17 protein-coding genes are annotated in these 20,988 nt (G+C 41.7%); 10 read left to right on the forward strand and 7 right to left on the reverse strand.

Annotation, left to right across the window (positions count from 1 at the left end; genetic code table 11):
• The first annotated feature begins 20 nt into the window (after positions 1-20).
• On the forward strand, positions 21-500 hold the full coding sequence (locus OC25_RS19920; RefSeq protein ID WP_039479779.1) for a hypothetical protein: 480 nt from the start codon (positions 21-23) through the stop codon (positions 498-500).
• Between the two features lie 42 nt (positions 501-542).
• On the opposite strand, the gene OC25_RS19925 is transcribed toward OC25_RS19920, so the two are convergent.
• The 3 genes from OC25_RS19925 to OC25_RS19935 form a co-directional block, all read right to left on the reverse strand.
• Entirely contained in the window at positions 543-1,589 is a 1,047-nt protein-coding gene (locus OC25_RS19925; RefSeq protein ID WP_039479782.1) for a quinone-dependent dihydroorotate dehydrogenase, read from the reverse strand.
• A 177-nt stretch (positions 1,590-1,766) separates the two neighbouring features.
• Entirely contained in the window at positions 1,767-2,417 is a 651-nt protein-coding gene (locus tag OC25_RS19930; RefSeq protein WP_039479784.1) for an NAD(P)-dependent oxidoreductase, read from the reverse strand.
• 362 nt (positions 2,418-2,779) lie between these two features.
• Positions 2,780-3,190 carry an Rrf2 family transcriptional regulator gene (locus OC25_RS19935; protein ID WP_039479785.1) on the reverse strand — a complete coding sequence of 137 codons (411 nt, stop codon included), beginning with the start codon at positions 3,188-3,190 and terminating at the stop codon, positions 2,780-2,782.
• A 126-nt stretch (positions 3,191-3,316) separates the two neighbouring features.
• On the opposite strand from OC25_RS19935, the gene OC25_RS27055 reads away from it, so the two are divergent.
• Positions 3,317-6,397, forward strand: coding sequence for an AsmA family protein (locus tag OC25_RS27055; RefSeq protein ID WP_052266337.1), 3,081 nt, complete (start codon positions 3,317-3,319; stop codon positions 6,395-6,397).
• Between the two features lie 42 nt (positions 6,398-6,439).
• On the opposite strand, the gene nudK is transcribed toward OC25_RS27055, so the two are convergent.
• Positions 6,440-7,024, reverse strand: coding sequence for a GDP-mannose pyrophosphatase NudK (gene nudK, locus OC25_RS19945; protein WP_039479786.1), 585 nt, complete (start codon positions 7,022-7,024; stop codon positions 6,440-6,442).
• A gap of 339 nt (positions 7,025-7,363) precedes the next feature.
• Here nudK and OC25_RS19950 point away from each other — a divergent pair, with 339 nt between their 5' ends.
• The 6 genes from OC25_RS19950 to OC25_RS19975 all read left to right on the forward strand — a co-directional run bounded on the left by OC25_RS19950 (position 7,364) and on the right by OC25_RS19975 (position 15,350).
• Positions 7,364-9,271: an ABC-F family ATP-binding cassette domain-containing protein gene (locus tag OC25_RS19950; protein WP_039479788.1), complete on the forward strand. Its 1,908-nt coding sequence runs from the start codon at positions 7,364-7,366 to the stop codon at positions 9,269-9,271.
• A gap of 356 nt (positions 9,272-9,627) precedes the next feature.
• Complete coding sequence (locus OC25_RS19955; RefSeq protein ID WP_039479790.1) at positions 9,628-10,905, forward strand: type IX secretion system plug protein; 1,278 nt, start codon at positions 9,628-9,630, stop codon at positions 10,903-10,905.
• Between the two features lie 168 nt (positions 10,906-11,073).
• Positions 11,074-12,039, forward strand: a complete 966-nt coding sequence (locus OC25_RS19960; protein WP_039479792.1) for a formylglycine-generating enzyme family protein — start codon at positions 11,074-11,076, stop codon at positions 12,037-12,039.
• Between the two features lie 35 nt (positions 12,040-12,074).
• Positions 12,075-13,394 (forward strand): Gfo/Idh/MocA family oxidoreductase, encoded by a 1,320-nt coding sequence (locus OC25_RS19965; RefSeq protein WP_039479794.1) that lies wholly within the window; start codon positions 12,075-12,077, stop codon positions 13,392-13,394.
• 12 nt (positions 13,395-13,406) lie between these two features.
• A complete protein-coding gene (locus tag OC25_RS19970; protein ID WP_039479797.1) occupies positions 13,407-14,420 on the forward strand; it encodes an FAD:protein FMN transferase in 1,014 nt (337 codons plus the stop codon).
• Between the two features lie 3 nt (positions 14,421-14,423).
• Positions 14,424-15,350: a hydroxypyruvate isomerase family protein gene (locus OC25_RS19975; RefSeq protein ID WP_039479799.1), complete on the forward strand. Its 927-nt coding sequence runs from the start codon at positions 14,424-14,426 to the stop codon at positions 15,348-15,350.
• A 127-nt stretch (positions 15,351-15,477) separates the two neighbouring features.
• On the opposite strand, the gene OC25_RS19980 is transcribed toward OC25_RS19975, so the two are convergent.
• Positions 15,478-16,968: an alpha-amylase gene (locus OC25_RS19980; protein ID WP_039479800.1), complete on the reverse strand. Its 1,491-nt coding sequence runs from the start codon at positions 16,966-16,968 to the stop codon at positions 15,478-15,480.
• A gap of 574 nt (positions 16,969-17,542) precedes the next feature.
• Between OC25_RS19980 and OC25_RS19990 the strand changes: the two genes are divergently transcribed.
• Together OC25_RS19990 and OC25_RS19995 are read left to right on the forward strand one after the other, a co-directional pair.
• Positions 17,543-18,064 carry an acyl-CoA thioesterase gene (locus OC25_RS19990; RefSeq protein WP_039479804.1) on the forward strand — a complete coding sequence of 174 codons (522 nt, stop codon included), beginning with the start codon at positions 17,543-17,545 and terminating at the stop codon, positions 18,062-18,064.
• A gap of 70 nt (positions 18,065-18,134) precedes the next feature.
• The gene (locus tag OC25_RS19995) at positions 18,135-19,313 is read left to right on the forward strand and encodes a cation:proton antiporter domain-containing protein (RefSeq protein WP_039479805.1); all 1,179 of its coding nucleotides are present in this window, start codon (positions 18,135-18,137) and stop codon (positions 19,311-19,313) included.
• A 95-nt stretch (positions 19,314-19,408) separates the two neighbouring features.
• Here the strand turns inward: OC25_RS19995 and OC25_RS20000 are convergent, their stop codons facing one another.
• Positions 19,409-19,972: a hypothetical protein gene (locus OC25_RS20000; protein ID WP_156131540.1), complete on the reverse strand. Its 564-nt coding sequence runs from the start codon at positions 19,970-19,972 to the stop codon at positions 19,409-19,411.
• A gap of 229 nt (positions 19,973-20,201) precedes the next feature.
• Entirely contained in the window at positions 20,202-20,606 is a 405-nt protein-coding gene (locus tag OC25_RS20005; protein WP_039479809.1) for an EVE domain-containing protein, read from the reverse strand.
• Positions 20,607-20,988: the final 382 nt, after the last annotated feature.

The raw sequence follows: 20,988 nt of genomic DNA on the forward strand, positions 1-20,988 counted from the left end.
CACAACCAATAGCATAAGGTATGAGTAAAGAACAAACAAAAGACCTGCTAATATTTTTAAAGCCCTTTGGCGAAGAAATTACGAGCCTGGTGATGTGGCTGCGCGATTTTGTCTGGCAACTTTACCCACAAACCAATGAGCTGATATACGACAATTATAATGCCCTTGCTTTCGGTTGGTCGCCAACAGATAAGGTTGGACATACTTTTTGTTCAATAGCCGTTGGACGAACAAGCAAAAATGTTCATTTCGGTTTTTACTGGGGTAGCGAGCTTACAGATACCAACAACATACTTTTAGGAAAAGGAAATCAATACCGTTATATTTTGGTAACGGGTAAAGAAAATTTCCCTCAAACTTTTATCCAAGACCTGATGAAAGAAGCTTACCTCAATGCAGAAGCAAAAGTTAAGGATAAAAAACTGATTAAACGCGGGCTAACCATAGTAAAATCAATTTCAGACAAAAAACGTGAGATAAAAACTAAAACGAAAAAATAAACTACCAGCCAGGAACTGAGCGTATAACCTTACACTAGAAAACTAGCTTAACGCTTTAACGTTTACCAGTGCTTTGCAGATGTTTTTAATCAAGCCTGGACCTTCGTAGATAAAACCGGTATACAATTGAACCAGGCTGGCACCTGCATCAAGCTTCTCTTGCGCATCTTTAGCAGAATGAATACCTCCTACTCCAATAATCGGGAAAGCTTTATTCGATTTTTCTGAAAGATAGCGGATTACCTCGGTTGAGCGCACTTTAACAGGTTTACCACTTAAACCGCCAGTTTCATCAGTCAATACTTTCTCAGTAGCCAGATTTTCGCGGCTAATGGTCGTGTTGGTGGCAATAATACCTGCAATTTTGGTCTCAGCTACAATCTCGATAATATCATCTAATTGCGCATCGGATAAATCGGGTGCAATTTTAAGTAGTATCGGCCGGGAAATATTGTTTTTCAGGTTGCGCTGTTGTAAGGTATTGAGGATATTCTTTAAAGGTTCTTTTTCCTGCAACTCACGCAGACCCGGTGTATTTGGCGAACTTACATTTACCACAAAATAATCTACCACATCAAAAAGCCTGTCGAAACACTTAATGTAATCGCTTACGGCATCCTCATTAGGTGTAGCTTTGTTTTTACCAATGTTACCGCCTACAACAATATCGGGATGCTTATCTTTTAGCAGGCGTAAACGCTCAGCCATTACATCCACTCCTTTGTTATTAAAGCCCATACGGTTAATCAAAGCCTCATCATTTGGCAAACGAAACATCCGTGGCTTATCATTTCCGGGTTGTGGCATTGGGGTAACCGTACCTACCTCGATAAAACCAAAGCCCAGATTACTTAAGGGCTCTACATATTCGCCATTTTTATCAAATCCGGCAGCAAGACCAACAGGATTTCGGAATTTAATCCCAAAAACTTCTTTTTCAAGACCTTTAACATTAAAATCAAAGCTGCTGCGAATGATGGTTTTACCCAAAGGAAACTTATCGTTAAACCATTTTAACCGCTTTACTACAAAATAATGTACATTTTCGGGGTCAAACTTGAAGAATATTGGTTTAATTAAGCGATACATGCCACGAAGATAAGTAAAATATAAAAAAAATGGAAAAGGTCGATTCCTATCTTCAAAACCCTGGCATTACCTTCACTGTAGGTTGATAGCTCATAGTTGATAGCTGAATAGCCAAATCACTCGGCAGTCAAACTATGAACCATAAACTATCAACCTATTGTTAATAAAACAGCTCCCCTAGTATGCCGCGGTAAACTGCTCCTGGTGATGCGCATTATTTTCGAGCTCATCAACAATTACAATGGCCAGATCTTCTACCGAAAGAATAGAGCGGCCAGCTTCATTAAACACCGGACTTGTTTTGCCTAAACGATATTTACCAGTACGACCAGTGGTGATGCCCTGGTGCATCTCTATAGCCGGGCTAAAAAACAACCAATCCAGTTCAGTTTCTTTTTTCAGTGTGTTGAAATAATCGCGCACTGCAGTTGCACCCGGCTTATATTCGGCAGGGAAATTTGGTCCATCTACAATTTGGTGCCCATCAATTTGCAAGGTACCTGCCCCGCCGATAAAGATGTAACGTTTAACACCCGATGCTTTAACCGCAGCCTGAATGGCCTCAGCACCTTTAACGGTATCGTTGTATAAGTTTGGGTTTGTCCAGCCGGCGTTAAAAGCACTTACCACAGCATCAGCACCGCTTAAAGCGGCAGTCAATTTTTCGGTATCCAGTACATCTGCAGCTACCTTCGTTACTTTTTCATCCGAACTTTCAATTTTGTCAGTATCACGCACAATGGCGATTACTTCATTTCCGCGGTTTACCAATTCATTTAGAATGGCTTTGCCTACAAATCCTGAGGCTCCTATTAATGCTATTTTCATATTATTAAGTGATTATACAGATTTGGGGGATTACATTGATTTTAAGCTCCCTCACTGCTTATTGTTTTATTTTTTGTTCATTAGTCATTGGTTCATTGGTCATTGGTTCATAGTCAATAGTTCATAGTTGATAGCATGGTCCAACTGAAAATTGCCAACCGAGAACTCCTTATTCGTTCATTGGTCATTGGTTCATTTGTCAATATCACAATCCAACTGAAAACTACTAATTGCCAACTGAAAACTGTTCATTGGTCAATAGTTCATAGTTAATAGCATGATCCAACTGAAAATTGCCAACTGCAAACCGTTTCCTCTTACAAAATTGTAACATTTTTTATTACAGTTTAAATCAAATTTTTTTAATCAAAACCCAGACTAAAATCTTTCAAAGTTTTTAAAGAGAGATCTTTAATCAGAGCATTTTCGGCATCGTTATACAATTTATTCAACTGCTGGGTAATTTGTTTTCCTACCGGACAATCGGGATTAGGTTCGTTTTTGCTTTCGCCCAGCAAACCTTTCTGTTTAACGGCTTTATACACCTCGCCCAGATTGATATCAGCTGGCCTTTTCGCTAAAGTAGAGCCACCGCCCTTCCCTTCTTTGCTTTGTACAAAACCATGTTTATGCAAATTAGCCAGCTCTTTCCGTACTAAAACAGGGTTACAATTAATGCTTCCGGCAATATATTCCGAATTCAATAGCTGCCCGTTCACTTTATCGAGGAGTGTTAAAATGTGTAACGATATAGAAAAATGACTGCTATTCATACTGTAACTTTTATTATTACAGAACAAAGGTATTAAAAAATTCAGTAAAACAAAAAATGTTAAATCTTTATTCCTAATTCATCTAAAGCGTATCTTTGCAACCGAAACTCGCTTTATATTAATATCTTGAAAAAGTTCTTAAAAATCACGGCCATAACCCTTGCGGCACTACTGGCACTTTTATTTATTATCCCTTATTTAATCCCACAAACCGTTAACAAAGAGATTACCCAAATCATTAATAAAAACATAAAAGGCGAAGTAAAGTTTCAAAGTACCAATATTTCTTTTTTCAACCACTTCCCTTCTTTAACATTAAACCTGAACGAATTTTTACTGAAAGGATCGGCTCCTTTTCAACAGGATACGTTGATTTATACTAAAAAACTGGCACTGGGTATCAACCTGCTTTCGATATTCTCCAAACAGGTTAAAATTGATGAGTTTTACCTCGATGATGCACGCATAAATATCCTTACCGACGAAAAAGGTCATGCGAACTACAATGTGTATGAAAGCAAAAAAGAAAGTACTGCTCCTAAAGCACAAAGTGCAACAGCCATAAAAATTGAGGGTATCTTTATCAATAACAGCAACCTGACTTATAACGATAAGTCTATTCCGATGATTATCCGCACACAAGGGCTTAATTATACCGGAAAAGGCGATTTAAGCAATGCCATTTTCGATTTGAAGAGCAATCTCTCAATCGATCAAATGGATGTTTACTATGCCAATACACCTTATCTGCTCAAGAAAAAAATAAATGCGAAACTCATTACCAAGGTAAACACCAACTCGCTGAACCTGATTTTCGACGAGAATAACCTGATGATTAACTCGCTGCCCATCCGCTTTGTGGGGCATTTTTCTTTCCTTAAAGATGGTTACGATATCGACTTCAGAACCAATGCAAAGGAAACCGATTTACAAAATATTTTCACTGCCTTACCCGCTGAAATTGCTGATAGGTTAGAAAAAACCAAAATTAAAGGTTATGCCGAAATCAATGCCTCGCTTATTGGAAAATACCTGGCAGCCACACACACCATGCCTACGCTTGCTTTTAACATGAAAGTGCGCGATGGTAACATCTCAAACCCCAATGCTCCCGAGCCAATCAGCAACCTGTTTTTAAATCTCAAAACCAAGCTGCCTGGTCTTAATCCCGATAGTTTGCTGATTGATATGGATAGCCTTTATTTTAACGTAGGTAAAGATTATGTAGCTTCGGTTACCAAACTTAAAGGTTTATCGGCACCCGAAATTTATACCGATACCCGCTCCAATATCGATTTGGCCAAATGGGCCAAGGTGGTGAATATGGATGACCTGCAGCTCAAAGGTCGTTTAAATATCAACCTCAAAGCCGATGGCAAATACACCAAAAAGGTACAACGTTCAGGCATCAGGCAGGTAGACACCGTTATTGCTACCGTGCCTAAATTTTCGCTAAAAGCGAGCATGACGGGTGGTTACTTCAAATACCCTTCATTACCCGCGGCTATTGATAAGGTTAACTTCAATATAAATGGTTCTAATACCGATGGTGATTATAAAAACACCAAACTGGCAATCGAAAATATCGATATCCAGGCGCTGAATAACTATATCAGGGGCTTTGCCAAACTGCAAACTGCAGAAAATATGCCCGTAGATATCCAGCTGAAATCGCTGATTAACTTTGCCGATATCAAGAACATTTATCCCCTTAAAGGTTACGAACTAAGCGGCATCATGAACATCGATCTACAAAGTAAGGGGCCTTACAATAAAATCAAAAAGCTTTTCCCGGTTACCACCGCCAGTATTAAACTCAATAACGGCCGCATTAAAACCCCAAATTTCGATCAGCCTTTAGAACAGATTGAAATCGATGCCGACCTGATTAACACCGACGGAACCTTAAAAAACTCCAAACTGAACATTAAGCCGATTGCTTTTCAAATGGCAGGTCAGCCTTTTACACTAAAGGCCGACGTGCATAATTTTGAGAACATTGCCTACAACGTTTCATCAAAAGGCACGGTTGATATCGGTAAAATGTACAAGCTTTTTGCCGTTAAAGGTTACCAGGTTAATGGGGTTATCTTCGCTAATGTTTCCTTTAAAGGTTTACAGGCTGATGCCATGGCCGGCAGGTATAGCAAACTGCAAAACAGCGGTTCCCTGAGTATTAAAGATTTGAATATCCAATCTGATTTATTCCCTAAAAGCTTTTTAATCAAAAACGGTGTATTTTCTTTCCGCCAGGACAAGATGAATTTTGATGAATTTAATGCCACTTATGGTCAGTCTGATTTTAAACTCAACGGCAGCCTGAATAACGTAATCAACTATGTTTTAAATGATAAAGCCAAACTCGAGGGTAATTTTAAGCTGAGCAGTAAGCAAATTTTGGCTGATGAATTTATGGTGTATTCAGATGGCGCCACTAACAGTTCAACGGCTTCAAATGGTGTAATTTTAATTCCCGATAACCTGAACGTTACTTTTTCGGCCAATGCCAATGAGGTAAAATACAATGGGCTGAACATCAAAAATGCAAAGGGAACCATGCATATTAATAATGGTGCGCTAAGCTTACAACAAACCGGCTTTAACATTGCCGGCGCACAGGTAGGTATGGATGCTTCATACAAAAGTACAAGCCCGAAAAGTGGTTTATTTGATTTTCATTTAACCGCAAAAGAATTTGATATTGCCCGGGCTTACAAGGAAATTAAACTGTTTAGAGAAATGGCCAGCTCAGCATCAAAAGTTAAAGGTATTGTAGGGTTAGATTACCAACTCTCTGGTAAGCTTAACGACCAGATGTTCCCCGTATTTCCATCATTAAAAGGTGGCGGTATACTGAGCCTTAAAAAAGTAAGTTTAATGGGCTTCAAAATGATGAACGCGGTAAGTAAAGCCACCAAGAGAGACAGCTTAACCAATCCCGATTTATCAGATGTACAGGTAAAATCGACCATCAAAAACAATATCATTACCATCGAACAAACCAAAATGAAAGTAGCAGGTTTCAGGCCACGTTTCGAAGGTCAGGTGAGTTTTGATGGGCGTTTAAATTTAAGCGGTCGTTTGGGCCTTCCTCCTTTTGGTTTATTTGGGATCCCACTAAGCATTACCGGCACACAAGAAAAACCAGTTGTTAAGCTCAAAAGGAATAAGGAAGGAAAACTGGAAGAAACTCCTGAAGGAAAATAAACTGATCCTTGCTGCCAGCTAAAGCCAGCAGCAAGGATTAAATTAACCCAACAAGTGGTTAATCTGCGCGTACTGTAAAAGCATAATGGTTTTACCATCCTTTATTTCGCCGGTGCCAATCATATTCAGTGCTTCGCTAAAGCCGGTTTCTAAAACTTCAATGTTTTCCTGCTCATCATGATGCCCGCCACCATCGCTCACTTTCATATCCTTAGTGTATTCGGCGACAAAGAAATATAGGATTTCGGTTACCGATCCGGGCGACATATAAGCTTCAAATACCTTTTTAACATCCTTAATCTGGTAGCCCGTTTCTTCCTCCGTTTCGCGCTTTATGGCCGTTTCCGGATTATCTTTATCCAATAAACCAGCACAGGTTTCGATCAGCATACCATCACTATTGCCGTTAATGTAAGTGGGCAAACGAAACTGCCTGGTTAAAATAACCGTTTGCTGCGCCTTGTTGTAAAGTAAAATCGTTGCGCCATTCCCCCTGTCGTAGGCTTCGCGGTTCTGCGTTTCAATACTGCCATCTTTTTTGCGGTACTCGAAAGTAATCTTGTTTAAGGTATACCAGTTATCCGAAAGGATTTCTTTACTGATTATTTTAATGTTTTCGTTGTTCATAATTATTGGAGTAGCCCAAAAATACACCATAGTTGCTACGCCTCTTAAGTCCTATCGTAATAAATATATCATATTCCTTGTTAATTCAGCCAGCTCAATCCTTTTGCTTATTTGAAGCGCAGTGGCAGCAGCTTTTTTTAATGCCTGTCCCGCTATCACTCAAAGTCCGCCCACTACACACCATCCTCCCCACTTCGGGCTATCCGTTCTATCGGGGCTATTTAACCCCATACCCTGCTAAAATGAACCTATAAGCAAACCGTTTTAAAAAGCGCATTCATTTCTATTTGAGTACCAGGCTTAAAAAAGCCTTTTAAAATTCGTACTTTTGCAGCCGAAATGATTTCAATAAATAATTTAACATTCCTGATAGGATCGAGAGCCTTGTACGATGATGCCAACTGGCACATTAAACCAGGCGACAGAGCGGGCTTGATTGGCGCTAACGGAACAGGAAAATCGACACTTTTAAAACTAATTGTAGGCGAGTACGCGCCAAGTTCGGGTACCATTTCCATGTCGAAAGATTTGAAAATAGGCTACCTCAACCAGGATTTACTTTCATACGAATCGCACCATAGCATTTTGCACGTGGCCATGGAAGCTTTCGAGCGCCAGAACCAGCTGCACGATGAGATTGAAGAACTGCTTAAAAAAATCGAAACCGATTACAGTGAAGAGGTTTTATTTAAACTAAGCGATAAACAACAGGAATTTGAGGCCTTAGATGGTTACAACATCGAATACCGGGCCAACGAAATCCTGGCGGGTTTGGGTTTCAGTACAGCAGATCAGCACCGTCCGTTAAATACCTTCTCCGGAGGTTGGCGCATGCGTGTTATGCTGGCCAAAATCCTGCTCCAAGATCCGGATATTTTATTACTCGATGAGCCGACTAACCACATGGATTTACCCTCTATTAAGTGGTTAGAAAACTATTTAATGGGTTTTGAAGGCGCCATCGTAATTGTATCGCACGACAGGTATTTCTTAGATAAAATTGTAAACCGCACGGTTGAATCGCGTAAAGGGAAATTAACCATTTATGCCGGTAACTACAGCTATTATGTAGAAGAAAAGGCACTGCGCGGAGAAATTCAGAAAGGCGAATTTAAAAACCAGCAGGCTAAAATTAAGCAGGAAGAGCGTTTAATTGAGCGTTTTAAAGCCAAAGCCTCTAAAGCAAAAATGGCACAATCGCGCATGAAAGCTTTAGATAGAATGGAACGTGTGGAAGATGTGGATGATGAAAACCCGACGGTTAATTTCAGTTTCAAATTCACTAAACCTTCGGGCAGGCACGTGGTGCGCATTGAACACGCTACCAAGCATTACCCCAATGTACACATCCTCGAAGATGCCGAAGCGGTAATTGAAAAAGGTGATAAAATTGCTTTGATTGGTGCAAACGGTAAAGGTAAATCGACCTTACTGCGGATGATAGCCGGAACAGAAAAGTTTGAGGGTTTCTGTGAAACCGGTCACAATGTTTCTACCACTTTCTTTGCCCAGCACCAGCTGGAATCGTTACATTTAGAGAATTCGATTTTAGAAGAACTACAGGCTTTTGCCCCTAAACACAGTGATACCGAGTTGCGTAGTATTTTAGGTTGTTTCCTTTTTACAGGGGATGATGTTTTTAAGAAAATTAAAGTACTTTCAGGAGGAGAAAAATCCCGTGTGGCGCTAGCCAAATCTTTAACTACCGATTCTAACTTCCTGATTCTGGATGAGCCTACCAACCACCTGGACATCCAGTCGGTTAATATTTTAATCCAGGCCTTAGACCAGTTTGAAGGTACTTTTATTGCCGTATCTCACGATAGGTATTTCCTGGATAACGTAGCCAACAAAATCTGGTTTATCGAAAACGAGAAGATTAAACAATATCCGGGTACCTACGAAGAATACGAAGAGTGGAATAGCAAGCGTGTAATTCCGGCATCGAAACCTATTCCGGTTAAAATGCCTGAAAAACCAAAGGATGCGCCAAAGCAAACCACTCCTAACACGGCCAATCAGTTAAAAAAGCTGAACGATGAGTTGAAGAAAATCGAAGCCCAGATTGCCGAACTGGAAACAACGGTTAAAAATATCGAAACCGAACTGGCCGATGAGGCGGTTTACAGTAACGCCGGTAAACTGGCCGAAGCCAACAGCCGTTACCAGACTGCTAAACAGGATTTAGACAACAGCCAAACCAAATGGGAAGCCCTGGCTACCGAAATTATGGAACTGGAGGGCTAAGTTTGCCGCAGATATAAAATTAAGCCACAGATAAATCTGTGGCTTTTTTGTTTGCAGTGCCGTCAGCTGTTACCAGCTGACGGTTTCTCACCACAACGCCTACTAATCAGCCACGGAGGCACCGATTTACACGGAACACTTCTCCGTGGCTTCCGTGCCTCCGTGGCATTTTAAAATGGTCGTCACCCTGAATTTATTTCAGGGTCTCTTCATATTGGAGAGGTGCTGAAGCAAATCCGATAGCCATCGGATCAGCATGACTCTGAGGGCTCTGTGTTTTCCTTGCATCCGTGGCTAAACTAAGCCCCACACACAAAATTCCTTTTTTCTCTGCCGAATACTGTGTAGCTTTAACCATGCAAAAACTAATCGCAGTACTCTTACTCTTTATTCCGACGCTAAGCTTTGCCCAAAACGATCAAACGTTTACCAGCGAAAACAAAATTTACCTTCCCAATATCAAAACCGTATTGTGCTACAACAGCAATAAAGAGCAGAGTTTACCGGTTATCATGCTCAACTCTTCAGAAACCATTACTTTTTCTTTTGATGATCTGCTCGCCGGCACTAAAAACTATTGGTACACCATTGAGCATTGTACAGCGGAGTGGAAACCCTCACAAATTTCTACCATCGATTACCTGGGTAGCTTCAACGACGACAGGATTATCAACTACCGCTACTCTTCTAATACCACCAGAAAATACACCCATTACGAACTGAGCCTGCCCAATACACAAATTCAGCCTAAAATTGGCGGCAATTATGTGCTAAAGGTTTATTTAGATGGCGATAAAAACAAACCCGTTATATCGCAGCGCTTTTATGTTCTGGATAATCAGGTGGCCATTGCAGCCGAAATAACAAATTCCTTACAGGTAGAATACCGCAACAATAAGCAAAAAGTTAATTTCACGGTTAACCATGCCTTCCCCATCCCTAACCCTTACCAGGACTTAAAAGCGGTGGTGATGCAGAACTTCAATGCCAATACCATACAGGTTAACTCGCGACCAGCCTTTGTGCGCCCGAATCAATTGGTATATAACGATTTAAATACCAATGACTTTTGGGGCGATAACGAATTCAGAAAGTTCGATACGCGGAGTTTACGATACAAAGCCGATAATGTAAAAGATATTTACCGCGATAAAGAATCGGTAAATGTGATGCTTTTTCAGGATGCTCCCCGCAGCGTTGGTGCCTTTGGTAACCAGTTCGATGAAAATGGAAACTTTTTTATCCGCAATACCGATGGCCGCGATGATAAAACAGAAGCCGAATATATGGGCGTACTGTTTACTTTAAATGCAGCTGCACCAAGTGCTAATGGCGATGCTTATGTAATTGGCCGTTTTAACAATTACACCATGAGCAATGAAAACAAGCTGCTGTACGATGCCAGCCGCAAACAGTTTTATGGCAACATTATGCTTAAACAGGGCTTATACGATTACGAATTTGCCTGGTTTAACAAAGACACTAAGACACTGGAAACCAAACCATTTGAAGGTGCCTTTTTCCAAACCGAAAACAGCTATCAGGTTTTTGTGTATTACCGCCGTCCCGGTGCCCGTTGGGATACCCTGGTGGGCTTTACCAACCTCAGCAATAAAGTTAGCGACAGACGATAGATTTTAAAACCGTCACAAACACATTAATTGTCAATTTGACTTTTAATATTACAATACTTACCTTTATTGTTACATTAATTTTCTTTTGTTTTATCTGTTGTTCTTTACTTTAGCAAACCAGAATAAGCAGATAAACACCTAGATAATAAGTGTTTCTAACCAAAAAATATGTTTAAGAAATTAATTGCCGTAGCATTATTAGCCAATCCTTGTGCCCAAATCTTTGCACAAAGCACCAACAGCTCGTACACCCAATCTATTAACGGGACTAAATTAAAATTTGATATGCAGGCCATCCCTGCTGGCAAATTTAAAATGGGAAATAAAACCGGTAAACCCGATGAACAACCTGTACATGAAGTTAAACTCGATGCCTTCTGGATCGGAAAGCATGAAGTAACCTGGGATATTTTCGAACCTTTTCTGTACCGCGATTACGAAAAAAAAGCCAGTGAAGGTGCCATTCCAGCCGAAGTTGATGCTGTAACCCGCCCAACCAAACCTTATCTGGATATGACTTTTGGCATGGGTAAAGAACACCAGCCCGCAGTAGCCATGACCCAATATAATGCCATTCAATTTTGCAAATGGCTCTATGTCCGTACCGGTGTTTTTTACCGTTTACCAACCGAAGCCGAGTGGGAATATGCCTGTAAAGCAGGTTCAGAAACTACCTATGGTTTTGGCAACGATGCCGCCAAACTCGGCGATTATGCCTGGTATAAAGACAACAGTGATAATAAAACCCATCAGGTAGGATTAAAAAAGCCAAATGCATGGGGCTTATTTGATATGCATGGCAATGTGAGCGAGTGGACTTACGATCAGTACATCCCCGATTTTTATGCAAAAAGTGCAGGTAAAATAGCCGAGAACCCGGTCGCCACACCAGAAAAGCTCTATCCTAATGCCGTTCGTGGTGGCTCTTACGATGAAACAGCCAATAACCTAACCTCAACCGCAAGACTGGCATCAAACCCAAGCTGGAAACAGTTAGACCCTCAAATACCAAAAAGCAACTGGTGGTTCCCTGAAGCCCCTTTTGTGGGCATGCGTCTGGTAAGACCGGTAAAAACCCCTTCGAAGGCAGAAATTGATGCCTATTATAACAAATTACCTATTAAAGACTATTAATAAAATCACCCTAACCACAATAAAGAACTAAACACATGAAAAAACCAATTAATCAACAAGATCGTCGCGATTTTTTAAAGGCAACAGCCATGCTTGCCGGTGGAGCAATGTTGAGCAGCATTCCATTGGCCGGAGCTTACGCATCAGGATCTGACACCATTAAAATAGCCTTAATCGGCTGTGGCGACCGGGGTACCGGAGCTGCATTCCAGGCATTGAGCACTAAATTTAACATTAAACTGGTAGCCATGGCCGATGCTTTTCAGGATCGCCTGGATAACAGTTATCAATCGTTAAGTTCAAAATTCGGCGCAAAAGTAGATGTTCCAAAAGACCGTCAGTTTGTAGGTTTCGATGCTTATTTAAAAGCCATTCCACTAGCCGATGTAGTATTGTTAACCACGCCTCCGGGTTTCCGCCCTATCCATTTCGAAGAAGCGGTAAAGCAAAACAAACAGATTTTTATGGAAAAACCGGTAGCTGTAGATGCGCCGGGAATCAGAAAAGTACTTGCTGCTGCCGAAGAAGCCAAAAAGAAAAAACTAAACGTGGTGGTGGGTCTGCAAAGACGTTACCAAACCAATTACCGCGAATCGATTAAACGCATTAACGATGGCGCCATTGGCGATATCATGGCCGGCCAGGTATACTGGAACAGTGGTGGCGTTTGGGTACGTCCGCGTACCGCTAACCAAACCGAAATGGAATACCAGATGAGAAACTGGTACTACTTTAACTGGTTATGCGGCGATCATATTGTAGAGCAGCACGTACACAACATCGATATTGCCAACTGGGTAAAAAATGCACACCCCATTTCTGTACAGGGTACAGGAAGCCGCGCATGGCGTACCGGTAAAGATTATGGTGAAATTTACGATAACCACTCTATTGAGCTAACCTATGCAGATGGCGCAATTATCCACAGTCAGTGCAGGCACTTCGAAGGCATCAGCAACCGTGTTGATGAATCATTCCAGGGTACAAAAGGTAAAATCTATCTTTCGGGCAGCAACCAGGCTATCATGAAAGATTACAGCGGTAAAGAATTGTATAACCACAATACCAAAGGAAATGCTAACCCATACCAAACCGAGCACGACGAATTATTCGATGCCGTTTCAAAAGGAGAGTATAAATTCAGTAACGTAGATTACGCAGCAACCAGTACTTTTTCAGCCATTATTGGCCGTTATGCCACATATTCTGGCCAAACCATTAAATGGGATGAGGCATTGGCATCTAACATCAGTTTAATGCCTGAGCGTTTCGCCTGGGATGCCAACCCTAAATTAATGCCTGATGAAAAAGGTTTATATCCAATTGCGATGCCCGGACAGGCCAAAGTGATCTAAACCGATAGTGTAATGCCTTATAAATTGCTTTTCCTGCTCATTACCCTGTTTTTAGGTTTTACAGTTCGGCAAGAACTTAAACCTTACAAAATAAGCGGTTACGCGCAGGGAACAGATTATGCCATTACCTATTACGCCAGCGATAGTCTGGCGACTAAGCAGGGCATAGACAGCTTATTGAATGAAATAGATTTATCCATGTCGCTTTACAAAAAGGGAACATTGATCAATCAGTTTAACGCTTCCAAAAGCGGGGTTAAACTAGATCATTTTATGAGCGCTGTGCTGAAAAGAAGCTTTGAAATTAACCAGGATACCAAAGGTGTTTTCGATATTACGGTAGCACCTTTGGTACAGGCCTGGGGCTTTGGGCCTAAAGAAAACCGAACGGAACCCGATCCGGCAACCATTAAATCGATACTGGCCAATGTAGGCATGCAAAACCTGAAATTAAAAGATGGCAGGCTCATTAAACTCAAACCAGCAGTACAGATAGATTTAAATGGGATTGCACAAGGCTATAGTGTCGATCTTATTGCTGCATACCTCAACCAAAAAGGTATTAAACAATATGTGGCCGAACTGGGTGGCGAAATTCGCATTGCAGGGCCAAAACCCGATGGACAACCGATGAAAATCGGTATTGAAGGTCCTGATAAAGATGGAACCCCGGTAATCAGGCATATTGCGGCCATCAATACAGGAGCCATCACCACCTCGGGCAATTACCGCAAATTTCACCAGAGCGGAAAAAAGAAAATCTCGCACCTGATTAATCCCAAAACCGGCTATCCGCTGGATAACGAAATGATCAGTGTAACCGTTTATGCCAATGATGCCATTACGGCCGATGGTTATGATAATGCCCTGATGGCCATGCACCTGAAAGAGGCTATGGCTTTTGTTGAACGCCACAAAAACCTCGAAGCTTATTTTGTGTACCATAAAAAAGATGGTACCGTAGCCGACACCCTAACTACAGGGTTTAAAAAATTGATTATCCCCTCCCCTCAGTTTAAAAACTAAACGATGAAAAGAAGTGAATTTATCAGAAATAGCCTGCTCACCGCTGGTGCTATAACCACAGGTGCAGGAATTACCAATACTTTTGCAGCCGAAAAGCCCAGTACTGCTTTTGGCGATAAGACCTTTAACCTCGATTACGCTCCGCACCAGGGCATGTTCGAAAACCATGCCGGCAAAAGCTTTTTAGATCAGATCCAGTTTATGTACGATAAAGGTTTCCGCTCAATAGAAGATAACGGCTACCTGAACCGCCCTGTTGAAGAACAGGAAAAAATCGGAAACCTCCTGTCCAAACTAGGCATGCGCATGGGCGTGTTTGTGGTTGATGGTGGTGATAACTGGAAAACATCGCTCACTACCGGTAAAAAAGAGTTTAAAGATAAGTTTGTAGAAACCTGCAAAAAATCGGTTGAAGCCGCTAAACGCTGCAATGCCAAATGGCTGACGGTAGTGCCTGGCTTTTACGAACGCAATTTACCTTATGGCAACCAGTTTGCCAATGTAATAGATGCCATGCGTGCAGGCGCTGAAGTGTTTGAGCCACATGGTTTAATTATGGTACTCGAAACTTTAAGCGATACCCCTGAGCTTTTTCTGCAAAAAACCAACGAAACCTACGCCGTTTGTAAGGCTGTTAAAAGCCCGTCGTGTAAAATCCTTTACGATATTTACCACATGCAGCGCACCGAAGGCGACCTGATCAAAACCATCGACCGCTGCTGGGATGAAATTGCCTACATCCAGATCGGTGACAATCCGGGCCGAAAAGAGCCAACCACTGGCGAAATCAACTATAAAAACCTGTTCAAACACCTTCATAAAAAAGGTTATAAAGGTGTTATGGGGATGGAGCATGGTAATTCGAAAGGTGGTAAGGAAGGTGAACTGGCCGTAATTTCGGCCTACCGTAATGAAGATAACTTTTTGTAAATTTTAACCCAATCGTCATTTCGAGCGAAGTGCAACGTAGCCGAGAAATCTAATTATAGATCTCTCCGTTCGCTGCGCTTCAGTCGAGATGACGATAACCTATAGCGAATCACTCTCCCCATTCCCACTACCCAACCTTCAAAACCCACACCGAAACACTACCTGCCTTACAGTAAAACTCGGCCCAGCCGTTTTCATCGATGGTTACCTCTTCTTCCCGGTTGCCCAAAGCATCAACAAAGGTTTTACCCGCAAAATGAGCACCCAGTTCCATCTGTTTAAAACCATCTTCTCCTGTACTTAAAAGCACTGCTAAACCGCTGTTTTCGTGTTCTTCATCGCCGGCACGTGTCCAACCGATGCAATCACTGTGATCAAAATAATCGCGCTGCTCACCATAAGCCAAAGCTGTACGGATTTTGCTCATCGTTTCTACCTCTGGTATCCCTACAAGCTCCACATGTACATCCTCACCCGCTTCATTCTTGTCGTCATAAATCCCGCCATATAAATCAGGGAAAAACAAGCACGGAATACCCTGCACACGCAACAAAATTAAAGCATAAGCCAATGGCCTGAACCAGAACTCCACATACGATTCCAGGGCCTGTAAAGGTTGCGAATCGTGGTTATCGACAAAAGTAACCGCCAGCTCAGGCTTAACCTGAACCAGCGTACCCTCAAAAATGGTACTCATGTCGAATTCGCCGCCGGCTTTGCTGGCCAGGAAAAAATTATGGTGTAAAAGCGAATCAAAAATCTGTGTGCGGCCTCCGGTAGTTTCGATATAAGCCAGCTGACCTTCAATATCCTCCACATTCCAGTCTTCGGCTACGATAAAGAATTCGCGGCTGTATTTGTGGTTCAGGTGGTCGATCCATTCGATAATGAAATCGGGGTTAATGTGCTTCACTGCATCCAGCCTGAAACCATCTATACCGGTAGTTTCTACCACCCATTCGCCCCAGTATTTCAGTTCTTCAATCACGGCACGGTTGCGGTAATCGATATCATTAAACATCAGGTAGTCGTAATTGCCAAATTCTGTTGAAGGTACGGCTTCAAAACCTTCTCCATAGCTGTTTTGAATCGAGTAAATGGCAGTTTCCTGCAAATCTTCTGCCCAATCAACCCCGCTAAAACATTCATGGTTCCATATAAATTCCGAGTATTTACCCTGACGACCCGGAAAAGTAAACTTCGTCCAGGCTTCAATTTCAAAAACATCGCTGGTAAACTCGTTTCGGTCTTCAGGGTTAACCGTGCGGACGGCAATTTTCTCCAGCTCATCGCCCCCGGCTTTATGGTTAAACACCACATCGGCCAAAGCTGCAATGCCTTCCTGGTGCAGGGCTTCAATGGCTTGTACATATTCGTCTTTCGATCCATATTTGGTTGGCAAGCTGCCTTTTTGGTCAAACTCGCCCAAATCAAAGAGGTCGTAAACGGCATAGCCTACATCGTAAGCTGCATTGTGCGATTTGTAGGCGGGCGGTAACCACACCGCGGTTACACCGAGTGATTTTAAATGACTGGCCTCTTTGGCCACTTTAGTCCATAATTTTTGTTCTTCGTTATAATACCAATGGAAAAATTGGATCAGGGTCTGGTTCTGCATCAAATAGATTTTTGATTACATAACAGGTTTTATACGCAATTGGTTTTTCAGATCCGCAAAACAATAAATCTGCAGGCCAATCTGTTTCATCTGCGGCAAAAAACCTTAACCATAATTGCCCGCTGATTGCGCAGATTACCGCTGAAAAATAAAACAATAAATTTACGCACTATCTGTTTCATCTGCGGGAAAAACCTTAACCATAATTGCCCGCTGATTGCGCAGATTACCGCTGAAAAATAAAACAATAAATTTGCGCACTATCTGTTTCATCTGCGGGAAAAAACCTTAACCATAATTGCCCGCTGATTGCGCAGATTACCGCTGAAGAACAAAACAATAAATCTGCGGAAATCCGTTTCATCTGCGGGAAAAAATCTTAACCATAACTTGCACGCTGATTGCGCTAATCACCGCTGAAGAACAAAACAATAAGTCTGCGGAAATCCGTTTCATCTGCGGGAAAAAACCTTAACCATAATTGCCCGCTAATTGCGCAGATCACCGCTGAAATAGACTGACTTTCCTCTTTTACATACCATTTTAACAACATTTTCCTTATTTTTGCCGGCAAATGAGCTTAAAAAAGAAATTTGCCAGAGAGAGTTTTACCATCATGAATGAGTTGGTATTACCGAACGATACCAATACGCTGAACAACCTGATGGGCGGTCGCCTGCTACACTGGATGGATATTGCAGCGGCAATTTCGGCCCAGAAACACTGCAACCGCATTGTGGTAACTGCATCGGTTGATAACGTTTCTTTTAAGCAACCTATTAAACTTGGCGACGTAATTACCATCGAGGCCAAGGTTACCCGCGCATTTAATACTTCGGTAGAAGTACGTTTGGATGTATGGGCAGAAAACATTCCCAGTGGTGCACGCCAGAAAAGCAACGAAGCATATTACACCTTTGTAGCGGTTGATCAGAGTGCACGTACCATTCCTGTACCCGAGCTGATACCCGAAACACCTGAGGAAATAGACCTGTATGATGGAGCCCTGCGCCGCCGCCAGTTACGCCTCGTTTTAGGGGGTAAAATGGATCCGGATGATGCCAGCGAACTTAAAGCCCTATTCTTTAAAGCGTAATTTTTACATAAAACTTCTTCGTGCTTGATCTGTTTGTTTTATTTTAGCAGCTTACCTTAGGCTGAAAAATATGACAACCTATACCATACTTATTATTTTAAGCGGATTGGTGATCTTCTCCTATCTGTTTGATTTGGTGGCCAGTAAAACCAAAGTACCGTCGGTTTTACTGTTGCTTTTACTGGGTATAGGCCTGCGTTTTCTGGTCGATTACCTCCAGATCCATACCTTCAATTTCCTGTCTATTTTACCCATGCTGGGTACAGTTGGTTTAATTTTAATTGTTTTCGAGGGCTCGCTCGAACTGAAATACGACCAGCATAAAAACAAAGTCATCCGTACCGCTTTACTGTCGGCATTAAGCATTTTATTGGGTTCTATTGCCGTTATTACGGCTATTATATATCAAATCACACATCAGGATTTATACACCTGCATGGCCAATGCCATTCCCTTTAGTGTAATCAGTTCGGCCATTGCCATCCCTTCGGCCGCTGCCCTGGGCAATAAAGACCGTGAGTTTGTAATTTACGAATCTTCCTTTTCCGATATACTGGGGGTAATTATCTTTAACTTCGCCATTACCAACCATGGCTTCAGCACTTCGGCGGTGATAGGCCTGGGTTTAAGCACTTTTTTAATTATACTGTTCTCGGCTATTGCCTGCGTGGTGTTGCTTTATATCATGGGCCGGCTGGTACACCACATTAAATTCTTTCTCATTATTGCCATCCTCATATTGGTTTATGCCATTGGCCAATCGTACCATTTATCTTCGCTGGTGCTCATTCTAAGTACGGGTTTATTCCTAAACAATGCCGATACGATTCAAAATGCCTGGTTCAGGAGTGTATTTTTGTACAAGAACCTTTCGGCAGATTTATCGCAGCTCTACCAGCTCTCGGCCGAGAGTGCCTTCATTTTACGCACCTTCTTTTTTGTGATATTTGGCTTTACCATGAACCTGAACGAGCTGAACAACCAGAATGTACTCGCAAACGGATTTTTCATCCTGCTCGCCATTTACCTCATTAGGCTGGCGTTTTTAAAACTAATTAAGCGGGAAAGCCTCAGCCCTATTTTATACATTGCACCGCGTGGTTTAATCAGTATATTATTGTATTTGCACCTGCCCGAAAGTTTAAAAATACCCGAAGTAGGCACGCCGTTTCTATTCCTGGTGGTATTGGGTTCGAGTATCATCATGACGCTGGGTATTACCCTGAGCAAAAGAAATGCTGTGGTTTAATAGTTATTGGTTCATTAGTCATTGGTTAATTGGTCATTGGTTAATTGGTTAACTGGTTAATCGGTTAACTGACACCCAACGCCAAACACCAAATGCTAGGGTTTAAAGCTGCCTGAAATGGCTTTGAGCTGTTGCAGCTCGGCCAACACGTTTGGATTGGCCTGGTAATAAAGAGAATAATAACTCAGTTCGTTTACCTGTTTGGGAGCTTTATCACTAAACTTAAACCGGGCAACATTGGGGTTAATGGCATGGATGGGTAAAGCAATAGCATTGCCCAGTGCAGTAAAAATGACCGAAAATACAGTGGCAGATACATCCTCCTTAAACGTGGGTTCTTCTTTGCCCCATTTATCTACCATTTTACCACTGGCATCCATTTTATATTCTTCGGCGCGGTCTTCGCCGATTTTAATCAAACTAAAGCCTTCATAGCCTTTTTTAACCGTCCTGATTTGTACGGTTTTAATTTCATTGAGCAACACCGGAATAAGCATACCATCATGATTTAAAACCACCTTTACTGAATCTACCCTCTGTAAAACACCTTTGTATTTAGCCTTTTCGGTTTTAACAATGGCCATGTAAGGTTTAATGCTTTGGCCCATGGCGAGGCTAGCAGTAAGCAAAAGAGCGAGGGTAAAAGAGATCGTTGTCATATTCAAGCGGCTAGAGACCACTCAATATAGTAAGGTTTATCGTAAAAGCAAAGTGCATGGAGCATGGAGTTGAGCGTGTGGCGCCTAGCGGTTGGCGGTTAGCGTTAAGCTCTAGTGCAGTAACTGCTAACTGAAAACTCCAAACATGGCGCATGGCGCTAAGCGTTTGGAGTATGGCGTATTACTTTAACGCTTAACTGAGAACTCCCAACTAAAAACTCCAAACCATCTAACTTCCCATCTCCAGGATCTTATCAAACTCAGCTGCTTTTAAAGGCATAACCGACAAACGGCCCTGGCGTACCAGCGAAATATCAACCAAACTGGGCTCGGCTTTAATCTGCTCTAAAGAAACTGGATTTTTTAAGCTTTCAACCGGCGATAAATCTACCACTACCCAATTGGTATCATCGGTAGTAGGATCCTGGTAAAACTCTTTTACTACTTTGGCAATGCCCACCACGTTTTTACCTTCATTACTGTGGTAAAAAAGTACCAAATCGCCTTCCTTCATGGCTTTCAGGTTGTTGCGGGCCTGGTAATTGCGTACGCCATCCCAAAAGGTGCGGCCATCTGCATTAAATTTCTCCCAGCTGTATTTAAAAGGTTCTGATTTCACTAACCAATGATTCATCTATCGTATTGTTTAAAGGGCTTTACCGGTACCGATAAGCCGATTGTGTATTGTTGTTGTTTAAACTTCAAAACTAAGAAAAGGGAATGGATTAGGAAATAATTATCGAAAGAAGGTGAGCCTAAAATCGAGAAAGAAATTACTGGTTTTTACCTTCGTTGTGACGTCTTAGCTCCGAATGAATTTCTCTTAAAATATCATTCCGCTCATCATTAGATTTTCTTATTCCATCCAGAATCTTGAAAAACAAATACAATAAGCCTACAATTATTAAAAGATATACAATAGGAAACAATGCGAATAATGTCATAGTTAATTAGATTTCTCCAAATATATCGATACTATTGACATTCTACAACGAATCACAATCAGCTTTGCTTCA

Origin of the sequence: Pedobacter kyungheensis (assembly GCF_000812965.1) — a bacterium.
GTDB lineage: Bacteria > Bacteroidota > Bacteroidia > Sphingobacteriales > Sphingobacteriaceae > Pedobacter > Pedobacter kyungheensis.